At 66.1% G+C, this 22,597-nt stretch carries 15 protein-coding genes; 6 read left to right on the top strand and 9 right to left on the bottom strand.

The window, feature by feature from the left end; all coding sequences use genetic code 11:
* Positions 1-438: 438 nt before the first annotated feature.
* The 4 genes from rnr (at position 439) to NCG91_RS27155 (ending at position 5,394) form a co-directional block, all read left to right on the top strand.
* Positions 439-2,997: a ribonuclease R gene (gene rnr / locus NCG91_RS27170; protein WP_099664694.1), complete on the top strand. Its 2,559-nt coding sequence runs from the start codon at positions 439-441 to the stop codon at positions 2,995-2,997.
* Positions 2,998-3,000: 3 nt separating this feature from the next.
* Positions 3,001-3,744 (top strand): 23S rRNA (guanosine(2251)-2'-O)-methyltransferase RlmB, encoded by a 744-nt coding sequence (gene rlmB / locus NCG91_RS27165; RefSeq protein ID WP_034784003.1) that lies wholly within the window; start codon positions 3,001-3,003, stop codon positions 3,742-3,744.
* Between the two features lie 191 nt (positions 3,745-3,935).
* A complete protein-coding gene (gene cysE, locus NCG91_RS27160; protein ID WP_099387234.1) occupies positions 3,936-4,685 on the top strand; it encodes a serine O-acetyltransferase in 750 nt (249 codons plus the stop codon).
* Positions 4,686-4,695: 10 nt separating this feature from the next.
* Positions 4,696-5,394 (top strand): YceH family protein, encoded by a 699-nt coding sequence (locus NCG91_RS27155; RefSeq protein ID WP_251351940.1) that lies wholly within the window; start codon positions 4,696-4,698, stop codon positions 5,392-5,394.
* A gap of 16 nt (positions 5,395-5,410) precedes the next feature.
* Here NCG91_RS27155 and NCG91_RS27150 read toward each other — a convergent pair whose 3' ends face one another.
* The gene (locus NCG91_RS27150) at positions 5,411-5,779 is read right to left on the bottom strand and encodes a tetratricopeptide repeat protein (RefSeq protein ID WP_251351939.1); all 369 of its coding nucleotides are present in this window, start codon (positions 5,777-5,779) and stop codon (positions 5,411-5,413) included.
* A 7-nt stretch (positions 5,780-5,786) separates the two neighbouring features.
* The gene (locus tag NCG91_RS27145) at positions 5,787-6,236 is read right to left on the bottom strand and encodes a DUF4240 domain-containing protein (RefSeq protein ID WP_251351938.1); all 450 of its coding nucleotides are present in this window, start codon (positions 6,234-6,236) and stop codon (positions 5,787-5,789) included.
* Positions 6,237-6,428: 192 nt separating this feature from the next.
* Here NCG91_RS27145 and NCG91_RS27140 point away from each other — a divergent pair, with 192 nt between their 5' ends.
* Together NCG91_RS27140 and udk are read left to right on the top strand one after the other, a co-directional pair.
* Positions 6,429-6,932: a DUF2199 domain-containing protein gene (locus tag NCG91_RS27140; RefSeq protein ID WP_251351937.1), complete on the top strand. Its 504-nt coding sequence runs from the start codon at positions 6,429-6,431 to the stop codon at positions 6,930-6,932.
* A gap of 59 nt (positions 6,933-6,991) precedes the next feature.
* Positions 6,992-7,636: a uridine kinase gene (udk, locus tag NCG91_RS27135; RefSeq protein WP_251351936.1), complete on the top strand. Its 645-nt coding sequence runs from the start codon at positions 6,992-6,994 to the stop codon at positions 7,634-7,636.
* Positions 7,637-7,663: 27 nt separating this feature from the next.
* Here the strand turns inward: udk and NCG91_RS27130 are convergent, their stop codons facing one another.
* The 7 genes from NCG91_RS27130 to NCG91_RS27100 all read right to left on the bottom strand — a co-directional run bounded on the left by NCG91_RS27130 (position 7,664) and on the right by NCG91_RS27100 (position 22,431).
* Entirely contained in the window at positions 7,664-8,833 is a 1,170-nt protein-coding gene (locus tag NCG91_RS27130) for an HlyD family type I secretion periplasmic adaptor subunit (protein WP_251351935.1), read from the bottom strand.
* Positions 8,830-10,977, bottom strand: coding sequence for an ATP-binding cassette domain-containing protein (locus tag NCG91_RS27125; protein ID WP_251351934.1), 2,148 nt, complete (start codon positions 10,975-10,977; stop codon positions 8,830-8,832). Before NCG91_RS27125 ends, NCG91_RS27130 begins: the two co-directional genes overlap by 4 nt.
* 28 nt (positions 10,978-11,005) lie before the next feature.
* Complete coding sequence (locus NCG91_RS27120; protein ID WP_251351933.1) at positions 11,006-12,274, bottom strand: TolC family protein; 1,269 nt, start codon at positions 12,272-12,274, stop codon at positions 11,006-11,008.
* A 113-nt stretch (positions 12,275-12,387) separates the two neighbouring features.
* The gene (locus NCG91_RS27115; RefSeq protein WP_251351932.1) at positions 12,388-19,422 is read right to left on the bottom strand and encodes a hypothetical protein; all 7,035 of its coding nucleotides are present in this window, start codon (positions 19,420-19,422) and stop codon (positions 12,388-12,390) included.
* A gap of 761 nt (positions 19,423-20,183) precedes the next feature.
* Positions 20,184-21,185 carry a hypothetical protein gene (locus NCG91_RS27110; protein WP_251351931.1) on the bottom strand — a complete coding sequence of 334 codons (1,002 nt, stop codon included), beginning with the start codon at positions 21,183-21,185 and terminating at the stop codon, positions 20,184-20,186.
* A complete protein-coding gene (locus NCG91_RS27105; protein WP_251351930.1) occupies positions 21,182-22,054 on the bottom strand; it encodes an ABC transporter ATP-binding protein in 873 nt (290 codons plus the stop codon). The genes NCG91_RS27110 and NCG91_RS27105 overlap by 4 nt, the downstream gene beginning before the upstream one ends.
* Positions 22,051-22,431 (bottom strand): GntR family transcriptional regulator, encoded by a 381-nt coding sequence (locus tag NCG91_RS27100; RefSeq protein ID WP_251351929.1) that lies wholly within the window; start codon positions 22,429-22,431, stop codon positions 22,051-22,053. Before NCG91_RS27100 ends, NCG91_RS27105 begins: the two co-directional genes overlap by 4 nt.
* Positions 22,432-22,597: the final 166 nt, after the last annotated feature.

Raw genomic sequence — 22,597 nt, 5'->3', positions numbered from 1 at the left:
TGCGCGTCTACCAATTCCGCCACGTGGGCACTGATGCTGCTGTGACTTATTACTTTTACTGCTCGAGTACTTGTTGAAAAATAACTTCACAACAATTCTGCTATTATAGCGACTTGAAGAGTTTTGTGCCAGATGAGCTTTCGCTCCATACTGCACATCAACCCTGTACCGCTTTCCTGCAACTGCATCCCCGTGAAGGTTTGTCGCTGCAAGAGACCGAGATTATAGAGCAATATTTGCCGAAGTCAAATGCATTGCGCAGCTTTTCTCCTTTTTTTCATCGGCGGGGCACTTGTTCGGTTTCCGCTACGCTGTCCGTTAGGCAAACCAAGGCGTCCTCCGGTACACTACCGGACATCACCGTGTCAATATTGACGGTGATGTCATCGGTCTTTGTCTTCCGTTTGATCACTGTCAATAACAACTATAGAAATACTTTTGAGCCAAAATACCCACACCATCCCCAGCCGGGAGGACATTCTCGGCATATTCCGCAGCGTCAGCGCGCCTCTCGACCCGCAGTCTCTCGGGAAAACGCTGCAAGTGCATGCCGATTCCATGGATGTCCTGGTCCGTCGCCTGAAGGCGATGGAGCGCGACGGCCAGCTCAAGTCTGACGCCAGCGGTGTTTTCAGCCTGGCCGACCAGAGCGCGCTTGTCGCCGGTCGCGTCACCAGCCACCGCGACGGTTTCGGCTTTGTCATTCCCGACGACGCCAGCGCCGACCTGTTCCTGCCTGAGAAAGAAATGCAGAAAGTACTGCATGGCGACAAGGTCATGGCCCGCATCGTCGGCACGGACCGCCGCGGCCGTCCGGAAGGCACGATCGTCGAAGTCACCTACCGCGCCAATACCCACGTCATCGGCCGCCTGATCCAGGAAAACGGCACCTGGGTCGTGGCGCCGGAAGACCAGCGCATCGGCCAGGACATTTTGGTCACCGGTTCGGTGGGCAAGGCGAAGGCCGGCCAGATCGTCAGCGTCGAGCTGACCGAGCAACCGATGCGCTTCAAGCAGCCGGTCGGCAAGATCGTCGAAGTGCTCGGTGCGCTCGACGATCCCGGCATGGAAATCGAGATTGCCGTGCGCAAATTCAACGTGCCGCACGTCTTTTCCGCCGCCGCCCTCAAACAAGCTGAAAAGCTGCCATTCGAAGTGCGCGCCGCTGACCTGAAAGACCGCGTCGACCTGCGCGACGTGCCTTTGGTAACCATCGATGGCGAGGATGCGCGCGATTTCGACGATGCCGTGTATTGCGAACCCGTCAAGATCGGCCGCGCCAACTGCTTCCGCCTGATCGTGGCGATTGCCGACGTCAGCCATTACGTGAAACCGAACGACGCGCTCGATATCGACGCGTTGGAACGCAGCACGTCCGTCTACTTCCCGCGCCGCGTCATCCCGATGCTGCCGGAAAAGCTGTCGAATGGCCTGTGCTCGCTGAACCCGGCCGTCGACCGTTTGACCCTCGTGTGCGACGCCGTCGTCAGCGACAAGGGCGAGCTGAAGGCGTACCAGTTCTATCCGGCCGTCATCCATTCGGCCGCGCGCCTGACCTACGACGAAGTCGCTGCCGTGCTGGGCAACACCAAGGGACCCGAAGCGGCACGCCGCGCGGACATCCTGCCGCACCTGCAAAACCTGGAAGCCGTCTACCGCGCCTTGCTGAAAGCACGCACGGAGCGGGGCGCCATCGATTTCGAGACGACGGAAACGTATATCGTCTGCAATAGCGCGGGCAAGATCGAAAAGATCATCCCCCGCACGCGCAACGAAGCGCACAAGATCATCGAAGAATGCATGCTGGCGGCCAACGTCTGCGCGGCTGATTTGTTGCTGCGCAACAAGCATCCCGGCACGTACCGCATCCATGCCAGCCCGACCAAGGAAAAGCTCACGCAAGTGCGCACCTTCCTCAAGCAGGTGGGCCTGAACCTGACGGGCGGCGACACGCCATCGGCCTCCGATTACCAGACCCTGATGCAGCAGATCAAGGCGCGTCCCGACGCGGCCCTGCTGCAAACGATGCTGCTGCGCTCGATGCAGCAAGCCGTCTACAGCCCGGACAATATCGGCCACTTCGGCCTGGCCTACGAGGCGTATGCCCACTTCACCAGCCCGATCCGCCGCTATCCCGATCTGCTGACGCACCGCGCCATCAAGGCCATTCTGCAAGGCAAGAAATACGAGCCGAAGCTGTCCGAAAAGACCGTGCTGAACACGAACGTGTCGAACGCCACGCGCAAGCAGCAGGCGAAGGACAAGGCCGACGGCAAGCCGAAGAAGACGGATTTGACGATCTGGGACGCGCTGGGCGTGCATTGCTCGGCCAACGAGCGTCGCGCCGACGAAGCGTCGCGCGACGTGGAAGCCTGGCTGAAGTGCTACTTCATGCAGGACAAGCTGGGCGAAGAGTTCACCGGCACCATCACGGGCGTGACGACGTTTGGCGTCTTCGTGCAGCTCGATACCCTGTTTGTCGAAGGCCTGGTGCACGTCACCGAGCTGGGCACCGATTACTTCCAGTACGACGACGCGCGCCATGAATTGCGCGGCGAACGCACGGGCAAGCGTTATCAATTGACCGACCGTCTGACGGTGCAAGTGGCGCGTGTCGACCTGGAAACGCGCAAGATCGACCTGCGCCTGGTCACCGATGCGGAACTGGCGGGCGAAGAAGCGCCAGCCAAGCCGAACGGCAGCGGCAAGCGCAAGGGCGAAAAGAAATCGATGGTCAAGCCCGGTCCGGCGACCGAGCAGCGCCATGAGATCAAAACCAGCGTCAACAACGGTGGCAAACCCGGCAATGGTTCCGGCGGCCGTGCCAACGGCGCCAAGGCGCAAGCCAAGCCTGCAGCCAAGGCAGCCCCGAAGGCGGCAGCGCCCAAGGCCGCCGCGCCGAAACGCAGCAAGAAACCAGCCGCGGCACCCGCTGCGGCGGCACCACGAGCAGCAAAAACTGTATCTGTATCAAAAACAAGCAAGAAGAAACGATAAATAATGAAGAATAAAATGATTTTCGGCTTCCACGCCGTCACCTCGCGTCTGCGTCATGAAGCGTCGTCCGTGGAAGAAATTTTTGTCGATGCCAGCCGCGTCGACGGCCGCATGAAGGACATGATCGCCGCCGCCAAGGCTGCCAACGTGCGCGTCATGCCTGTCGACTCGTCGCGTCTGGACAAGATCGTCGGCACGCGCCGCCACCAGGGCGTGATCGCGTTTGCCTCGCAACTGTCGCTGGCGCGCAATCTTGATGAGTTGCTGGACGCCATCGACGGCCCGCCGCTGCTGTTGATTCTCGACGGCATCACCGACCCGCACAACCTGGGCGCCTGCCTGCGCGTGGCCGACGGCGTTGGCGCACATGCCGTCATCGTGCCGAAGGACCGCGCCGTGGGCCTCAACGCCACGGCCGCCAAGGTCGCCAGCGGCGCCGCCGAAACCGTTCCGTACATCACCGTGACGAATCTGGCGCGTACCATGCGTGAACTCAAGGAACGCGGCATCTGGCTGATCGGTACGTCGGACGACGGCGAAAAAGGCTTGTACGAAGCCGATTTCACGGGCCCGACGGCCCTCGTCATGGGTTCCGAAGGCGAAGGCATGCGCCGTTTGACGCGCGACACCTGCGATATCCTCGTCAGCATTCCGATGTTCGGCTCCGTCGAGAGCTTGAACGTGTCGGTCGCTTCCGGCGTCTGTCTGTACGAAGCCCGCCGCCAGCGGATCGCGAAAGAAGGCTAAAAAACGTCCAGGGCGGCGTTGCATTGCCTCGCCGTACTTGCGTACTGTCTTCGGCAATGCGCCTTGCCCTGAACGTTTTGTAGCGCTTCTTTATATGCCGCCGCCCTTGAGGCGGCGGTTGTTTATCTGCCTCCCCGGCAGCACGCCGCCGAATACGCTACCATTTGCGTTCCACCTTATTCATTGTCATTATGTTCCACCACCTGCGCGAAGATATCAACAGCATCATTGAACGTGACCCCGCCGCCCGCAATGGCTGGGAGGTGCTGACCTGTTATCCGGGCTTGCACGCCATCGTCATGCACGGCTGGGCGCACTGGTGCTGGACGCGGCACCTGAAGTGGGTAGGGCGCTTCATTTCGTATATCGCGCGCATCATCACGGGCATCGAGATCCATCCGGGCGCGGTCATCGGCCGGCGCGTCTTCATCGACCATGGTTTCGGCGTGGTGATCGGCGAGACGGCCGTCGTCGGCGACGACTGCACCATCTACCAGGGAGTGACTTTGGGCGGCACCTCGCTGCACAGCGGCAGCAAACGCCATCCGACCCTGGAACGGGGCGTCATCGTCGGCGCCGGCGCGCAGGTGCTGGGCAGCTTCACGGTGGGCGAGTACGCCAAGGTGGGCTCGAACGCCGTGCTGCTGAAACCCGTGCCGTCCGGCGCCACGGCCGTCGGCAACCCCGCGCACATCGTGCAAAAGGATGTCAGCGCCCTGCGCGAGGGCAGCACGGCCCATTTGTTCGCCGCGTATGGCGTCACGCCCAACGGCGACGATCCTCTGTCGAAAGCCCTGCAAGGCTTGATCACGCACGCCGTGGCGCAGGAACAGCGCATCGAGACCATCCTCGCCACCCTGAAGGCGGCGGGCATCTGCTGCCAGGGCGTGCCCGAGTGTGATAAATTTGATTCCGAGCAAATGAACAAGCTGGTTGATTAAGGATACAGGCATGACTACAGACGCAAACGCAGCAGAGAAAAGCAGCGACAATCCGAATCTGCTCGACCCCTTCGAGATCCGCGTGCTGGCCGTGCTGGCCGAAAAGGAAGCGCTGACGCCGGACAGCTATCCGCTGTCGCTCAACGCGCTGACGAACGGCTGCAACCAGCTATCGAGCCGCGACCCCGTCATGGCCCTGTCCGAAGAAACCGTCTACGACGTGTTGCAGCGTTTGATGCAGCGCAAATTCGTCAACGGCATCACGCAGGCGGGTGCGCGTGTCGCCAAGTACGAACACCGCATGCGCATCAAGTGGTCGCTGGAACAGGACAAGCTGGCCATCCTGACGATATTGATGCTGCGCGGCTTGCAGACGGCGGGCGAGATCCGCAGCCGCAGCGGCAGGGTGCATGAATTCAAGTCCGTGGCGGAAGTGGAAGCCGGCCTGCAATTCTTGATCGACAAATACCCGCCGCTGGTGGCCAAGCTGGCCGTCGCGCCCGGCGCTAAGGAACCGCGCTACGGCCATCTGCTGGGCGGCGAAGAGGCGCTGGCGCAGATCGAGACGGCGGCCGGTTTTGCTGGCGCCGTCAGCGCGCCGCAGCAGGGCAGCAGGGTGGCCCTGCTGGAACAGGAAGTGCTGCAATTGCGCAGCGATTTCGATGGCCTGGCGGCGCAGTTCGAGGCGTTCCGCAAGCAGTTCGAATAGTTTTCAGGGTACGCGCCTATTGGGCCTGCGGGTCGAAATAGGCGGTCCAGGTCAGGCTTGAAGCGGCAAGACCCTGCGCCTTGCCAAATTGCGCCATGGCCTTGCGCGGCTTTGCCAGTCCCGCCAGGGCCACCCCCAGGTTGTAATGGGTATGGCTGTCCGTCGAGCCCAGCTTGAGCGCTGTTTCCAGTACGTTGACGGCGTCCCTGTACTTGCCCTGGTCGCATAGCACGGCGCCCAGGCAGGTGATCAGGGCCGTGTCTTGCCGGGCCGCTTGCAAGGCGCTGCGCAACACGGCTTCAGCTGCCGCCATGTGCGCCTCCCATTGCCCGGCATCGGTTTCGGCCAGCTGGATATGCGCCCTGCTTGCGGCGATGGCGTCCATTGCCGCCTTAGCCAGGCCAGGCGGCGGAATTGCTTCCGGTTTCATAGGCGACGCTGGCGGTAAAATCCCATTCATCGGTGTCACGCCCTGTCTTCTCGGACCAGGCCTCGGGAGCGACGCTCAACAGCTCCTCCAGCCACGCGTCCGTTTGATCGGGCATCAGTGTGGGGTCGGCCAGAACGCTGTCGTACGTGGCCTTGCCCGAGCCGACGACGAAACAGCGCGCATACAGGAAACTGTCATCCGACTTCCCCGAGTCCCCGGCATGGTCAGAAAACACCTTGCCATCGAGCCGGTACAGTGCCTGCGCCAGGCACTCTTCGAAGCCCTTGATGTCCTTGACCGGCAACTCGGCGAGGGCTTCGGTCAATGGTTCCACCGCGGCATCGGCGTCGCCGTCTTGCAGGGCCTCACGGTCGATTTGCTCTATCAGCTGCCAAAATTTTTCTTCGTTCATTGTTCATTCCAGGTAAATAGTCGATCGATACTGAAAGAGTCCAGGCATGCAATGCCCGTGGCGCGATGCGTCCCGTCTGTGCATCTTGGGCTTGTTTAGAATATCATCTTGCTCGAATGCCAAGCGCACGGTTTCCCCAAGTAACTTTTTGCATGCAACACCGCAAACAATTCGAATAAGCGTCCTTACCACATGACTTTTTCCTTCCTGTGCCGCTCCTGCGGCGAGACCCACACGGGCATGCCCAGCTTTGGCGCCGATGCGCCGTGGCTGTACGAGCAGATGGCGCCCGCCGAACGCGAAGCACGCTGCCAGCTCGACAGCGACGCCTGCATCGTCGACGAAGCGCACTGTTTCGTGCGCGCCACCATCGACATCCCCGTGCACGGCGCGGACGAGCCGTTCAGCTGGGGCGTGTGGGTGTCGCTGAGCGGCGACAGCTTCGACGCCTGGGACGCCTGCTTCAACGACGCCAAACGGGCGCACATCGGCCCCTTCTTCGGCTGGCTCAGCACGCAACTGCCCGTGTATCCGGACACCCTGAACCTGAAAACCCGCGTGCACCTGCGCGACGATGGCGTGCGCCCGGCCATCGAGCTGGAACCGACGGATCACCCGCTGGCCGTGGAACAGCGCGACGGCATCACGGCAGAGCGGGTGGCCGAGCTGTATGCGCGACTGATGCATGGCGCGTGACAGGCCCGGCGTTGCAGCCGCTCCCTGTCGGACCGCTCATGTTTCCGGTATCATTCGGCATGAATACTATTTCCTTCCAACCGTTTGTTATTGGTGTCGCTGGCGGAAGCGGCAGTGGCAAGTCCACCGTATCCCAACAAGTGCTGGCGTCGTTCGGCGCCGACATGGTCTCGGTCGTAATGCAGGACGATTACTACTGCGACCAGACCCACCTCTCCCCTGAAGTGCGCCGGCAGCAGAATTACGACCATCCGCAGGCGTTCGAGTGGCCATTGCTGGTGCAGCACATCCAGGCCTTGCGCAATGGCGAATCGATCGAGATGCCCGAGTACGACTTCACGCTGCACAACCGCTCCGACAGGACCATCTTGGTCAAGCCGGCGCCGGTGATCGTCATCGAAGGCCTGTTTGCCCTGTATGACGAAGACTTGCGCAACATGATGTCGCTGAAGATCTTTGTCGACACGGCCTCCGACGTGCGCTTCATCCGCCGCATGCAACGCGATATCACGGAACGTGGCCGTTCGGTGGAAAGCGTCATCGAGCAATACCTGGAAACCGTGCGCCCGATGCACAAGCAATTCATCGAACCGACCAAGCGCAATGCCGACGTCATCTTGCCGCACGGCGCCAATGGCCCCGCGGTCGACATGATCACGGCCAAGGTGGCCAGCGTCATCGGTCGATTGAAACCGGCCATTTGAAGCCGGCCAGTGACGCAGCCCGCTGCGTCACCGCTCTCCCATCGACTCCGAGAACGTCTTGGTGATCGGTTTCGTCAGGTAGCGCAAGACCGTCTTGCGGCCCGTGTTGATTTCCACGGTGGCTGTCATGCCGGGCTGGATCAGGATAGGCTCGCCATTCTTGCCTATCAGGTTGCGCCCGCTGGTCTTGATCTGCACGCGGTAGTACGGCTGCTCGTTGCCCTTGTTGTCTTCGCTTAAAGTGTCCGCGCTGATGTAGCTGACGGTGCCGCGCAGGCGGCCGTAGATGCCGTAGTCATAGGCGTCCAGTTTCACGGCCGTGGGCAGGCCGGGCTTGATGAATGCGATGTCGGCCGGTTTGACCTTCGCTTCGATGATCAGGTCATCGTCCGTGGGCACGATCTGCAGGATTTCCTCGCCCGGCTTGGCTACGCCGCCCAGAGTAGTGAGGCGCACGTTGCGCACGATGCCGTCGGTGGGCGCGTAAATGTCCGTCGAACCCAGCTGCTCCTTGCGCTGGGTCACCGTTTGCAGCACGCCGGCCAGGTCTTCCTGGGCTTTCACCAGGTCCGTCTGGCTATCCTGCAGGTATTTGTTGCGGCGGTTGGTGATCTGCGCCTGGATGTCGACCACTTGCCGCCGCAGTTTCAGCACTTCTGCGCGGCTGACGTCACCCGTTTCCAGCAGCGGCAGATTCATTTCCAGCTCTTCCTTGATCAGTTTCATGGCGCTTTCCAGCGAACTCACTTCCGCCTGCACGGCGCCCTGGCGCTTGCTGAACAGGGCCAGCTGGTTGGCGCGAAATTCCGGAAACGCCTGCAGTTCGGGCGGGAACTTCGGCGCGCCGCCAAAGACTTCCGCCTGCAGGCGCGCCACGGCCGCCTTCAGCCCGGCCGCCTTGGCCGTGCTTTCCAGGTAGCTCGTCTCGGCCCGCGTGCGGTCGAAACGGGCCAGCAATTCGCCCTTTTTCACGACGCTGCCTTCATGCACGCGCAACTCGGCCAGCACGCCGCCATCGGCCACCTGGATGATCTGGTTGCGCGAGCTGGCGATCACCTGGCCGTTGGCGCGCGTGACCTGGTCCAGCTCCGCCCACGAAGCCCAGGCGATGACGCCCGCCAGCGCCGCCGTGCAGCTCCAGATCAGCACCCGGCCCCGTTTCGCTTCTTCCCTCGTTTCGACCTTGGCCAGTTTCATGCGACGGCTCCTTGCGCTGCCGCTGCCTGGACCACCGGCGCGGGCGCGGAAGCGGGAACGGCTTGCGGTTTGCCCGACAGCTTGGCCAGTACGGCATCGCGCGGGCCGTCCAGCAGCACCCGTCCCGCCTGCAGCACCACCAGGCGGTCGAGCAGGGGCAGGAGGGCGTTCTTGTGCGTGGTGGCGACCATGGTCACGCCTTCGGCCGCCAGTTCGCCCAATAGCCCGACGATGCGCGCTTCCGTCTTCGCATCCATGGCGCCCGTCGGCTCGTCGAGCAGCCAGATGCGCGGCTTGGCCAGCAGCAGGCGCGTGACGGCGATCAACTGGCGCTGGCCGCCCGACACGCCCCGTCCGCCCTCGGTGATGCCGAGTGCCAGTCCCCGTGGCTGGCCCAGTATCAGCTCGATCAGGCCCGTGCGTTTGGCGGCGGCCAGGATGGCTTCCTCGCCCGGGTCGGCCAGTCCCAATAACAGGTTGTCGCGCAGGGTGCCGCTGAACAGCCGCGTTTCCTGCGGCAGGTAGCCGACCATTTCGCGCACCACGGCCGGCGCCAGCAGGGCCATGTCGACGTCGCCCAGGTAGGCTTTCCCCTCGGCCGGCAGGTACAGGCCCGAGGCCAGTTTCAGCAGGGTGCTCTTGCCCGAGCCGATGGCGCCCACCAGGCCGACGCGTTCACCGGGGCGGATGGCGAGGTTTTCCACTTCCAGCGCCACCTTTTGCGCGCCGCCATACGTAAAGCGGATGCGTTCGAAGCGCAAGCCCGTGTCGAGGCTGCGCGGCGTCAGCGCGAACTGCGCATTGTCGGCTTCGTTGGGCAGGCTGATGACCTGTTCCAGGCCGTCGATCGAAGCGCGCGCATGCGCCCATTGCACCATCACGGCGGGCAGCTGCACGATGGGCATCAGGGCGCGGTTGCTGATGATGGTGCAGGCCATCAGGGCGCCCATGGTCATCTGGTTTTCGGCCACGAACCAGGCGCCCATGGAGATCAGCGCCACATTGGTCAGCTGCTGGAAGGCGGCCGTGATGTTCTGCGACAGGGCCGCATAGTCGCGGATATTCTGCTCGGCGTGGCTGCTCTCGGCCACCAGTTCGGCCCAGCGCGCCTGCATCATCCATTCGGCGCTGCTGCCCTTGAGCGTTTCGACGCCGTCGACGGCTTCCACCAGCAAGCCGGCCTTGCGGTTGCTGGCGTTGAGGTTCTTGCGCGTATGGCTTTCGATGGCGCGCTGGAACATCAGCCCGCACGCGAGGGCCAGCGGCAGGGCCACCAGCGGCACCACCACCAGCCAGCCGCCGATGATGGTGATCATGGCGAGAAAAATCACGGCGAAGGGCACGTCCGTCAGCACGAACAGCGATGTCGACGTGAGCACGCCGCGCACCATCTCAAAGCCTTTCACCTGCGCCGCCAGGGTGCCGACGGAAGCGGGGCGCGCCTCCATGCGGATGCCCAGCATGCGCTGGAAAAACCACTCGGACAGTTCATGGTCGACGTCATTGCACGAGTGGTCGACGATGCGGCTGCGCACCTGCTTGAGGATGAATTCCAGGCCGATCGACAGGGCCACGCCCACCACCAGTACCCACAGGGTGCTGAAGCTCTGGTTCGGGATCACGCGGTCGTACACCTGCATGGAAAACAGCGAGGTGGCCATGGTCAGCAGGGTCACCAGCGCCGTGGCCAGCACGGCGTCGACAAACACGCTTTTCTTCAGCCACAGGGCGTTGCGCACCAGGGCCAGGGCGCCGGGCCGGGCGCCGCTTTTTTCGCTGCGGCGCGGCAGCCCCACGCAAGCCAGGCCGGCCAGCGAGGCCAGTTGCAGGGCGCGCCCGTCGATGCCTTCGCCACGCCAGGCGCCGTCGGCACCGCGCGACTGCAGCAAGCCCCAGCCCGTGCTGGCGCTGTAGACGGCGAACGGCAGCTCGCCCGGCGTCGGCTCGTGCAGCGGGCGCGCCGCACCTTCCAGCCCGGCCGCCTGCCAGATGGCGGTCAACACCGTGCCGGGGGCGCCGTTGTCGTCGACGTCATCGAGCTGGCGCTGCAGGTCGGCCAGGCGGGCGGCGGGCACGTGCTGTCCCGTCAGGCGGGCGGCGCGCTCGATGAGTGTCAGCAAGCCATGTTTGATGGAGGTATCCACGCTGTCTCCTGTTCGTGTTCTGTGGCGGTCAATCGGCGCGCACCGACGCGGCCGGCGCCGTGCGCCCGGCCAGGGTGCCCGTTTGCGCGGCCAGGCGCAGGCTGGCGGCGATCGCCTGCGCGCGCGTGTCTTCCAGCGAAAATTGCGCCTGGGTCGCTTCGCGCACGGCGTTGAGCACGTCGTTCCAGCTCTTGCGGCCGATCACGTACTGGCGCGCATACGATTCGAATACCTGCGTCGAGGTGGTGCTGGCCTCGCCCGCGTTGCCCAGGCGCTGGCGGCTCGCCTCGGCCTCGTTCCAGTCCAGCGTGAAACGCTCGCGCACCTCGCGTTCGGCCACGTCGTGCGCGGCGCGCGCGCCTTCGCGGCGGGCCACGGCGGCATCCACGCCCGCCTTGGCCGACAGGCCGGCGCCCGGCTGCGCCTGCAGCACCAGCATGGCGCGCGTGCGGTTGTCGGCATTGATGCCGCCCGTCGGCTTTTCCATGCGCAGCACGACTTTCGGCATGTAGGCCGAGCGCTGCATGGTGATTTCGGAATCGGCGGCCTGTGCCTCGAAATCAAGGCGGTGCAGGGTGGGGGAATAGTCGATGGCCTGGCGCATGACCCGCTCCAGGCTGGCGTCGGGCAGCGGTTCGCCCACGCCGATGCCGGTGGTGCTGACGAGGCGTACGGGCTTGCCCGCCAGCTGCGACAGCTGCGCCAGCGCGTTTTCCAGCGCCTGGCGCGCATTCGACACGTCGTTGGCCGCCTGGTAGGCGCGCGACTCGGCCAGGCGCTGGTCCGTCTGCGAGCTGACCGACTGCACCACGCGGCGCTTGATCATGTCCAGCAGGCGCTGGTGCTCGGCCAGGCCCGCCTCGGCCGAACGCACGCGCGCCGTCTGGCGCAACGCCTCGGTGTAGGCGGCGATCACGCGCAGGGACAGGGTCAGGCGTTCTTCCTCGATGGCCGCGCCGGCCGCGTCGACCCGGCTGCTGGCGGCATCGATGCCGGCGTCGATGCGCCCGCCGCTCCACAGCGGTTGCTCGATGCGCACCACGCCGCCCGTTTCCTGCGAACCGGTGGGGACTTCCGCCGACAGGCTGGGAAAGCGCTGCCATTGCGCGCCATCGAGGTCGGCGCGCGCGGCTGCCTGCGCCGAGCGCCTGCCCTGCACGGCGGGATGGCTTTGCAGCGCCTGCTGCAAGACCTGGTCGAAGCTCCAGGCGGTGGCGCCCTGGGCGTGGGCGAAAGACGTCAGGGATGCCATGGCCGCGGCCATCAGCAGGGCCGCGATGCGTGGCAGTGAGGACAATACTGGGGAACCGCTTGATCTCATCCCGTACTTTTCCGGCCCGAGGCCTGACGCATTTCAAGGTGGGGCGGGAGCGCGCCGCTGTGCGCTCCCGCTGCCGTGGGTGCCCTGCTTCAGACGATGAAGTTGGCCGCCGTCAGCTGCGTGATGTTCACCCCGCTCAGCAGCACCAGCGCCGTGTCGATGGCGTTGGCGTTGCTCAGGTCACTCGAGTGATACACCGTCACGGCGCCGCTGTTCTGCGCATCGGCGATGACGATGTAGCCCTGGCCCGACAGGACGCTGTTGTCGGCCGCGATGGCGCTGGCTGCCGCGCCGATCGACACGGACGTGCCATCGAAGATGAACAGGTTGTCGTTGCCAAAGTCTGTGCTCAGGTTGACGCCCACCGCCACCGCTGCCGTCAGGTGGGCGATGGCCGACATGTCGATCACGTCGCCGCCGGCGGCTGGCAGGCCGGTGCTGAAGTCGCTCACCGTCAGCGGGTTGTGCAGCGCGTTCTGGCTGAGCACGAACAGCTGGCTCGCATCCGTCAGGTCGGCGTGGGCCTGGGCTGCCGCCGCCGCTGCGGCTGCGGCATTGGCCGACACCGTCAGCGAGTTTGCATCCGTCAGGTCCGCCTGCGCCTGCGCCTGCAGGGCGGCGGCGGCGGCCGCATCGGCTGCCAGGTGCAGGGCGGTGGCGTCCGTCAGGTTGGCAGTCTGCGCCGCGGCCAGGGCGGCTGCCGCAGCCGCATCGGCGGCCTGGGTGAGCGCCACGGCATCGGTCTGGTCGGCCAGCGCTTGCACGGCGGCGGCGTGGGCGGCGTCCGCCGCCGACACCACGGCCAGGGCGCTGGCGTCCGTTTGCGCGGCCAGGGCGTTCGCTTGCACCAGGGCCGCATCGGCTGCCTGCGCGTCGGCGTTGGCCTGGGCCGCTGCCGCATCGTCCGCGTAGGCCGCATTGGCATTGGCATGTGCCTGGGCCGCTGCTGCCGCCGCGTTGGCGGCGGCGGCATCGTCGGCTTGCGCGGCCTGGAAGGCCAGCAGCGAGGCGGCGGCCTGTGCCTGGGCCAGCGGCGCGGCCGCATCAGCGGCATGGGCGGCCAGCGCGGCTGCGGCCGCATTGTTGGCGTTGAGGGTAGCCGCTGCCGCTGCCGCATCGTCGGCCTGTGCCTGCTGCGTGATGGCCAGCGAAATGGCGGCCTGGGCTGCTGCGGCTGCCGCGGCGTCATCGTCGTTCTGCGCCGCGGTGGCGGCGGCCAGGGCGGTGGCTGCCGTTGCCGCCGTGCTGATGGCGAGGGCATCGGCGGCGATCGCTGCCGTGTGCGCGGCGGTGGCGGCGGCGGCATTTGCCGCAGCCTGGTTGGCGGCCGTGTCGTCGGCTTGTGCTGCCTGGGCGGCGAGCAGTGCCGCTGCTGCCGCCGCGGCGCTGGCGGTGGCGGCAGTATCGGCGGCTGCTGCGGCAGTCGCTGCTGCTTGTGCGAGGGAGGCGGCTGCTGCTGCGTCCGCTGCGGCCTGGTCGTCGGCGACGGCGGCGTTGTGCGCTGCCTGGGCGTTGGCGGCGTTGGCCGCGGCCAGGGCGGCTGCCGCATCGTCGGCCTGGGCTGCCTGCGTGGCTGCCAGGGTAATGGCGGCCGCGACGGCCGCTGCCGCGGCGGCGGCATCGGCATCGTGCGCGTTTTGCGCCGCCAGCTGGGCGGCGGCGGCTGCAGCTGCGGTGGCGGCGACATTGGCGTCGGCGGCGAGGGCCGCGTTCAGCGCCAGCTGCGCATTCGCGGCGGCCGTGGCGGCCGCTGCCGCCGTGGCGTCATCCGCCTGAGCATTGAGCGTGGCGGCCAGCGAGATGGCTGCCTGTGCCGCCGCCGCTGCCGCGACGGCATCGGCATTTTGCGCCGCGACGGCCGCCGCATGCGCGGCTGCCGCATTGTTGGCAGCCGTGACGGCCGCTGCATCGTCGGCCTGGGCCGACGCCAGCGCCGCATGGGCGGCTGCCGCATTCGCGTCGGCCTGGGCTGCCGCATCGGACGCATTTTGCGCGGAGATGAGCAGGTTCAGCTTGAGCGTCTTGTCATTGTCGGCGTCCAGAGCGTTGGTATCGGCCGTTACCGCCGCGTTCAGGTTGGCGATGGCCGCGTTGAGCGCCGCATGGGCGTTGAGGGCGGCCGTGTCGGCCAGTTGCGCCGCCAGCGTGGCGGCGGCCGACAGGGCCGCCGTGTGCGCGGCACTGGCGGCCGCATCGTCGGCGGCCAGCGCGGCGCTGGCTGCGGCCAGTGCATTGTTGGCCGCCGTGGCGAGGGCGGCCAGGCCGGCGTCGGCTTGCAGCGCGGCGTCGGCAATGATCTGCGCGGCCGCGGCGGCGGCTGCCGTGCTTGCCGCCGTGGCGTCGGCGCCCACGGCGGCATTGGTGGCGGCAAGCGAGTTGCTGGCCGTCAGGATTGCCGCGTTGAGCGCCGTCGTGGCCGCATTCAGGGCCGCTTGCGCATTGTTGGCCGCCGTGGCCGCTGCTGCGGCGACGCTGTCGTCGTTCAGGGCCTGGTTCAGGGCGGCCAGTGCGGCTGCTGCCGCCGCCGCCGTCGTGCCGACGGCCAGGTCGGCCGCCTGCGCGGCCTGTGTGGCGGCCAGCGAGATGGCCGCCGTGAGGGCGGCGGCTGCTGCTGCGGCATCGTCCGCCTGCGCATGCTGCGTGGCGGCGGCCGAGATGGCGGCGACGGCGGCGGCAGCGGCGGCGGCCGTATCGGCGGCGGTAGCGGCCGCAGCGGCGGCCGTGGCGTTGGTGGAGTTGAGGACGGCGGCTGCGGCGGCCGCATCGTCAGCCAGTGCCTGGTTCAGCGCGGTCAATGCATTGGCGGCGATGGTGGCGGCGCTGGCGGCCGCATTGTCGGCCAGCTGTGCCGCTTGCGCGGCCGCTTGCGAGGCATTGGCGACGGTGGCGGCCGTGGCGGCGGCCAGATCGTCGGCGACGGCGGCGGCCGTGGCTGCATTGGCCGTGACGGCAGCCGCGGCGGTAGCTGCCGCATTCGCGTCGGCGGCCAGGGCCGCATTCAGGGCGGCGAGGGCATTGGCTGCCGTCGCTGCCGTCGCGGCGGCGGCGGCATCGGCCGCTTGCGCTGCCTGCGCCGCTGCCAGCGAGGTGGCGGCCACGCCAGCGGCGGTCGCCGCGAGAGTGTCGTCCAGCTGCGCCGCCGTGGCGGCAGCCTGCGAGGTCAGGGCCAGCGTGGCGGCGGCGGTGGCGGCATTGTCGGCGGCAATCGCATTGTTCAGCGTGACCAGCGAGGCGGCAGCCGTGGCGGCCGTCGAGGCGGCAGCCGCATCGTCGGCTTGCGCCGCCAGCGCCGCCGTGTGCGACAGGCCGGCCGTGGTGGCGGCCACGGTGGCGGCCAGCGCGGCCACTAGATCGAGTGGATGGGCGGCCGAATAGGCGGCAGCCGCAGCGGCGCTCGCGGCATCGTTGTTGGCGATGGTGGTCAGCGCGGCCGCGTCCGTCAGCGCCGCCTTGGTGGCGGCCACGGTGGCGGCCGTGACGTCGAGCGTATGCTGGGTGCCCAGCACGACGGCGTCGGTCAGGCCGGCGACGGTGGCGGCGGTCGCGGCGGCCGTGGCATTCACGGTCGCCACCAGGCCCAGGGCCACGGCGTCCGTCAGGCTGGCCGTCGTTTGCGCGGCGGTGGCGGCGGCCGCATCGACGGTGGCCGTCAGCCCCAGGGCGACGGCATCGGTCAGCGCGGCGGTGGCGGCGGCCGTGCTGGCGGCTGCCGTGGCGGCCGTCGAGACGGTGCCCAGGGCAACGGCGTCCGTCAGGTTGGCCGCCGTGGCAGCCAGGCTGGCGGCCGTGTTGGCGGCCGTCGAGACGAGGCCCAGCGCCACGGCATCGGTGAGGTTGGCTGTCGTCTGCGCCGTGGCGGCGAGTGCCGCGTCGGCCGTGGCGACGAGGCCCAGGGCCGTGGCGTCCGTCAACGAGGCGGTGGCGGCGGCCGTATTGGCGGCCGTGGTGGCGGCGGCCGAGAGCGTGCCCAGTGCCACCGCATCGGTCAGGTTGGCAACATTCGTCGCCGTATTGGCGGCGGCGGCCGCCGCGGCGGCGGCCAGGCTCAGGGCGGCAGCGTCCGTCAAGTTGGCCGTTGTCAGCAGGGTGGCGGCCAAGGTGGCATCGGTGGTCGAGATTATGCCCAGCGCCGTGGCATCCGTCAGCGCCGCCAGGCTGGCGGCCGAGGAGGCAGCCAGGCCATCGGCGTTGGAAATGAGGCTCAGCGCGATGGCGTCCGTCTGGCCCGCCGTCGTGACGGCTGCGGCGGCGGCCGCATCGGCGGTCGACGACGCCACGGCCAGGGCCGCGGCATCGGTCTGGCCGGCCACGAGCTGTGCCGCGGTCAGGGCGTTTTGCGCCAGCGTATTGGCGGCCGTCAGTGTGCTGACGGCGGCCTGGGCGGCAAGTTCGGCGGCGGCATCGGCGGTGGAGACAAGGCCCAGTGCGCCGGCATCGGTCAGCGCGGCGGTGGCCGCTGCTGCCGTGGCGGCAGCTTGGGCCGCCGCCGCGGCGCTGACGGCCGAGATGTCGATCCCGCCCAGCAGGGCGGCTGTTTCCGCCGCCGAGACGGCAGCGGCAGCGGCGGTGATGAGCGCATCGGCATTCGTCAGTTCGGCGGTGGCCTGCAGGCCGGCCGCCGCCAGCGCATCGGCGGCGGAGATGCCGGCGAGGAAGAGGGCGTCCGTCAGGCTGGCATCGGCATCGGCGCCATCGGCGTCGAGCTGCAAGGCGTTGACGGTCGCCGTCAGGTCGACGACGCTGGTCTGCCCGGCCGTGACGTTGGCGGCCAGGGCGGCGAGGTTGGCCAGGTTGAAGGCATTCAGGGCGACGTTGACGTCCAGCAGGCTCGCTTGCGAATGGGCGGCCGCCGCATCCGCGTCCGCCTGGTCGGCAGCTTGCTGCAGAGCAACTACATCGGTCTGACCGGCCACTGCCTGGGCATTCGCGGCATCGCTGGCCGCCGCCGCGTCGGCAGCGGCCAGGGCGGCGGCATCCGTCTGGTCGGCGGTGGTTTGCGCTGCCAGCGCGGCAGCGGCGTCATTATCGGAGACGATTTGCAGCGCGGCCGCATCGGTCAGCGCCGCTTGCGCGGCGGCGGCGGTCGAGGTGTTGGCGGCGGCATCGGCCGTGATCTGCAGGGCGGCTGCGTCGCTCAGGTTGGCTGTCACCACGGCGTTGGCGGCGGCAGTGGCGGCAGCGGCGGCAGCGATGTCGAGCGCGGCGGCATCCGTGTTGCCGGCCAGGGTGGCCGCTGTCGCCGCTGCGGCGGCATCGGCGCTGGAAATCAGGGCCAGCGCTGCCGCGTCGGTCAGGTCGGCCTGCGCCTGCGCCGCATCTGACGCCAGGGTCGCGGCATCGGCGATCAGCCCCAGGGTGGGCGCGTCCGTCATGTTCGCTTGTGTCTGCGCATTTGCGGCGTTCGTGGCGGCCGCATCGGCGGCGGCCTGCAGGGCCACGGCATCGGTGGCGTTGGCGATCGAGGCATCCCAGGCGGCGACGCCGGCGGCGGCGTCCGCTACCATGGTCAGCGTCACGGCGTCGGTGAGTCCTGCTTGCGTGCTGGCCGACGTAGCGGCATTCGCTGCCGCCGTGGCAGCGATGCCCAGTGCCGCGGCGTCGCTGGCATTGGCGTTGATTGCCGCATTCGCTGCCGCGGTAGCGGCCGCATTCGAGGCGGCGGTCAGGGCGACGGCATCGGTGGCGGCGGCCACGCTGGCGGCCGCGGCGGCGGTGGCCGCATCGGCATCGGAGATGACTGTCAGAGCGGCGGCGTCCGTCAGGCTGGCCTGTATGCCGGCCGTGACGGCGGCATTGGCGGCGGCCGTGGCCGCCAGGTCCAGCGCTGCGGCGTCCGTGGCATTGGCCAGCGCCGTGGCGGCAGCGGCGGCGGCGGCATCATTGGCCGAGATGACGCCCAGCGCCGCCGCATCGGTCAGCGCTGCCTGGGTATTGGCGGCGGTGGAGACGACATCGGCCGCATCGGCGATCAATTGCAGCGCGGGGGCGTTGGTCTGGTCCGCTTGCGTCTGTGCCGCATCGGCAGCGGCGTGCGCGGCGGCGGCGTTGGCGGCGGCCGTGACGGCAGCCGCATCGGCATTTTGTGCCGACGTGGTGGCAGCCAGCGAAATGGCGGCGGTCGCGGCAGCAGCCGCGGCCGCGTTGTCGTCGGTCGTGGCAGCCGTGGCAGCGGCTTGTGCACCGGGCACGGCGGCTGCCGTGCTGGCGGCCAGCACATCGTCGCTGGTGGCGTTATTGGCTGCGAGCAAGGCTGCTGCCGCTGCAGCTGCAGCGGCGGCAGCCTGCTGGTCGGCGAGCGTGGCCGCATTCGCCGCTGCCAGCGCAGCTGCTGCCGTGGCGGCGGCTGCCGCGGCGGCGGCATCATCGGCCAGGGCATTGCTGGCCGCCGCGACCGCTGCTGCTGCAGCCAGCACGGCCGCGTCGGTAATGGTCGTCGTCGTGGATTGATTTCCCGTGCTACCGCCGGTCGAGCCGCCCGTGCCGCCAGTTCCTCCCGTTCCGCCCGTGCCACCGGTTCCTCCCGTGCCCGTGCCGCCAGTGCCCGTGCCACCGGTGCCGGCACCGCCGGCCGCGGCACCGCCTCCGCCGCCACCGCCAGCCGCGGCGGCTACCAGGCCAAGGCCGCCGAGCGCGCCCAGCACGCCAAGTCCGCCCAGGCCGCCTGCAGCGCCGGCGCCGGCGCCTGCACCCGCTCCAGCTGATGCTCCTGCGACATCCACGACGCTGCCGCTGGGGATGCCGGCGGCGCCCGCGCCCGCGCCGGTGCCTGCCGCGCCCGCGGCGCCGCCGTTGTTGTCGCTTTGCGACGTGCCGGGATCGGCACTGCCATTGCCGGCCTGGCCTGCGGCCGCACCGCCGCCACCGGCTGCCAAGGCGGCTGCAGCCACCGCTGCGGCCGTGCCCAGGGCAGCGGCATTGCCGCTATCGGCGCTTCCCGTGACTTCCACGACATTTTCAGGCGGCATGGTCGAGCTGGCATCGGCCCCTTTTATCAGCTCGTCTTCGTCATATTGCTTGCGGTCGCCGTTTTTCGGATTGACCGCTTTTTTAGCGGGCGTAGCGACCTTGACGCCAGCGCCTTCGGCATTGACGGGAACTTGTGCTGGATTTTGGGTGGTGGCCATTTGAAATTCTCCGGAAGAAGGTTATATGTTCGTTTAATTTTTTAAGATATTAAAAAATCAATAATGTGTTTCGTTTCCTTGCTTACTCCGGCGTGGCTTGGGCCGTGGTTGAAATTGGGTATTGCCGATGCAGATGGTGAAAGTAAAACATAACTGGCAAAAAAACGCTGGCGTAATGGAACGTCGGCCCTGAAATATTTAAAATGCCATTTTTGCATTTGTTTTGCATGGCGTTATTTTCTTGCATCCTGTTTTTCCGATAACTGGCTTGCCAGCCGATACACCTAGAAAGATAGCGGTATTTGCATGCAGGCCGCACCAGCTCTCACTCTGATGGTAGTTTCAATTTTGAAACTTTCAATTCAATTTTTATCATTTTTCATGACTCTATTCTGTCAAGCTTTGCGCAAGTGAATAATCACGGATTGTCACGGAATGGGACTTTCAGGCTGAATCCGCTACCCGGTTGCAGTGTTTCTGCGCCTTTCATCGAAAAAACCCTATCGCTATCGAATTGCTAGTTGTTGCTTTTTTGTATGGTGATTATCAAATTTGATTGGTAATAAAATACGATAGAAATAATTATTTGTAATTTTTATATCGAACTGATGCTATCGAATGAATAGTCGTTATTCAGGGAGGGAATTTTTTAATAATCACTATCAGAAAGGTAGTTATTATTTTCAGATGTTTCGCCAGCGCAGAAATAGAAAACGCCCCGACGGGCGGGGCGTTTTTGAGGGGGAAGAGCTAGTGCGCTGTCAGCCTTCCTCGCGCCAGCTGCGCAGGCGGATGGCGGCGTAAATCAGCGCCGCGCCTGCCGCCGCGCCGAGCCAGACGGCCGGCAAGGCGAGGCTGGACCAGGAATTGCTGAACACATCGATGCGTGTCATGTGCGATCCCCCCTCTGCCAGGGCGTGCATGCGCGGCAGCAGTTCCGGTTCGAACAGATACCAGCTGCCGGGGAGGGTGCCCAGCAGGGCACGTCCGATGACATTCATCTGTATCCAGCTGACATCGCTTTCCGTCTGCGTCAGCTTGCCGGCCCAGACTGTCAGGATGAGCAGCAGCAACGGCACGCCGACGGCCCACAGGAAGACTTTCGACTTGGCCCAGCTCGATACCATCAGCAGCCAGCCGACAGTCGGCAAGGCCCACAGGCAATACACGGGCAGCAAGCCAAACACGCGCAGCGGTCCCAGGTACAGGCCGGAAGAGCCCAGCAGTTCGGCAAACACGTGGATGCCGTTGGCCGCCAGCACGCCGCTGAGGATCAGGATCAGGGCCAGCGACGTCAGGCTGGCGGCAGCGGCCACGATCAGCGGCGCGACCAGCAGGGCGATGGCCGCTTTCGACAGCACCGTCTGCGCATCCGAGATGGGCAGCGATTTCCAGAACAGCACGCTGCGGTCGCGGCGATCGTCATGCAGGGCGCTGAGGCAATAGAAAAATACGAGGAAGCCCAGCGCCAGGAACAGCGGTGCGGCCGCGTACGTATAGTTGTTGGCGACGGCGTCGATGATTTCCGTGCGGCGCGGGCCAAAGGTGCGCGTATTGAAGACGGTGCTCCAGGAAATTTCCTCGCCATTGACGATGAGCGCCGTGTGCATTTTGGTCTTTGCGACGGTCGCGGCCGCCATCAGGGCGCCCAGCACCGTCATGACGACGCCGATCAGGGCAGGCGTCCACACCAGCATGCCCTTGTGTTCCCACAACTCGCGCCGGAGCAGCCATTGCATCTTGTTTACAGGGGAAATACTCATTGGTACGATCCTTTCATGGTCGCGACAAACAGGTCAGCCAGGCTGGGCGTGCGTACTTCGCCGAGGGCAGCCAGCTGGGTGCGGGCGACGCCATCGAACAGCATCACGGACTTGCCGAACACGCTGCGTTCGCTGATCGGCTGCAGGGCGCGTGCCGGATTGACGTGCTGCGGGCCCACCATCACCTCGATATAGCGCTCGCCCACCTCTTCCATGCTCGAGGCCAGCACGATCTTGCCGTCGCGAATGAACATCAGGTCGCTGAGGATGTGTTCCACTTCCTCGATCTGGTGCGTGGTGATGACGATGGTCTTGTTTTCATCGAAATAGTCTTCCAGCAAGTTTTGGTAGAACTGCTTGCGGTACAGGATATCCAGGCCCAGGGTCGGCTCGTCGAGCACCAGCAGTTTGGCGTCGATGGCCATCACCAGCGCCAGGTGCAGCTGCACCACCATGCCCTTCGACATGGCCTTGACCTTCATCTTCGGCGCCAGCTTGGTGTGGGCCAGGTAGCGTTCGGCCTTGCTGCGGTCGAAACGTGGATGCACGCCGGCAACGAAATCGATGGCGTCGGCCACGCGCAGCCAGCCCGGCAGGATGGCCACGTCGGCGATGAAGCACACGTCGTCCATCAGCGCGTCGCGCTGCACGCGGGGATCGCGCCCCAGCACGGACAAGTCGCCATCGAAGCCCGTCAGGCCCAGGATGGCTTTCAGGGTGGTGGTCTTGCCGGAACCGTTAGGCCCGATCAAGCCGACGATGCGCCCCGGCGCGATATCGAAGCTGATGTTGTCGATGGCCACCTGCTTGCCATACTGCTTGCGCAGGCCGCGCGCGCTGATGACGCTGTCCTTGTTCAATGCATTCATGCGTTCTCTCCGTGTGCGCCGCCGTCGCGGCTCGCTCGCAGCAGTTGATCGAGATCAAGGCCCAGGCGGGTGATGTGTTCCAGCAAGGCTGGCCATTCTTCGCGCAGGAAGCGTTCGCGTTCGCTGGCCAGCAATTTGTCGCGGGCGCCTTCCAAGACATACATACCGAGTCCTCTGCGTTTTTCCACCAGGGCATCGTCGACCAGTTCCTGGTAGGCGCGCGAGACCGTGATGGGATTCAATTGGTAATCGGCCGCCACCTGGCGCACCGACGGCAAGGCGTCACCGGACTGCAGCACGCCATCGAGCATCATGCCCACCACCCTGGCCTTGAGCTGGCGGTAGATGGGGCTATTGTCGTTCCATTCCGCGCTCATGGGATGCGCTCCGACAAGGGCGGGGCGGCGCGGCGCGTAAAAAGTGCTGTAGGCATCGAAGCTCCGTGATGTATTGGGTTGGTGTTGTAGTGAACTATAACAGTGAAAATGCAAATGTCAACAGTTCGATGATTTCTAACCATGTGGAAACTATAATGTTGCGTGT

The sequence above is a fragment of the Janthinobacterium kumbetense genome, from assembly GCF_023703445.1.
Classification (GTDB): Bacteria; Pseudomonadota; Gammaproteobacteria; order Burkholderiales; family Burkholderiaceae_D; genus Janthinobacterium; species Janthinobacterium kumbetense.
This window is presented reverse-complemented; position numbering and strand designations above follow the sequence as displayed.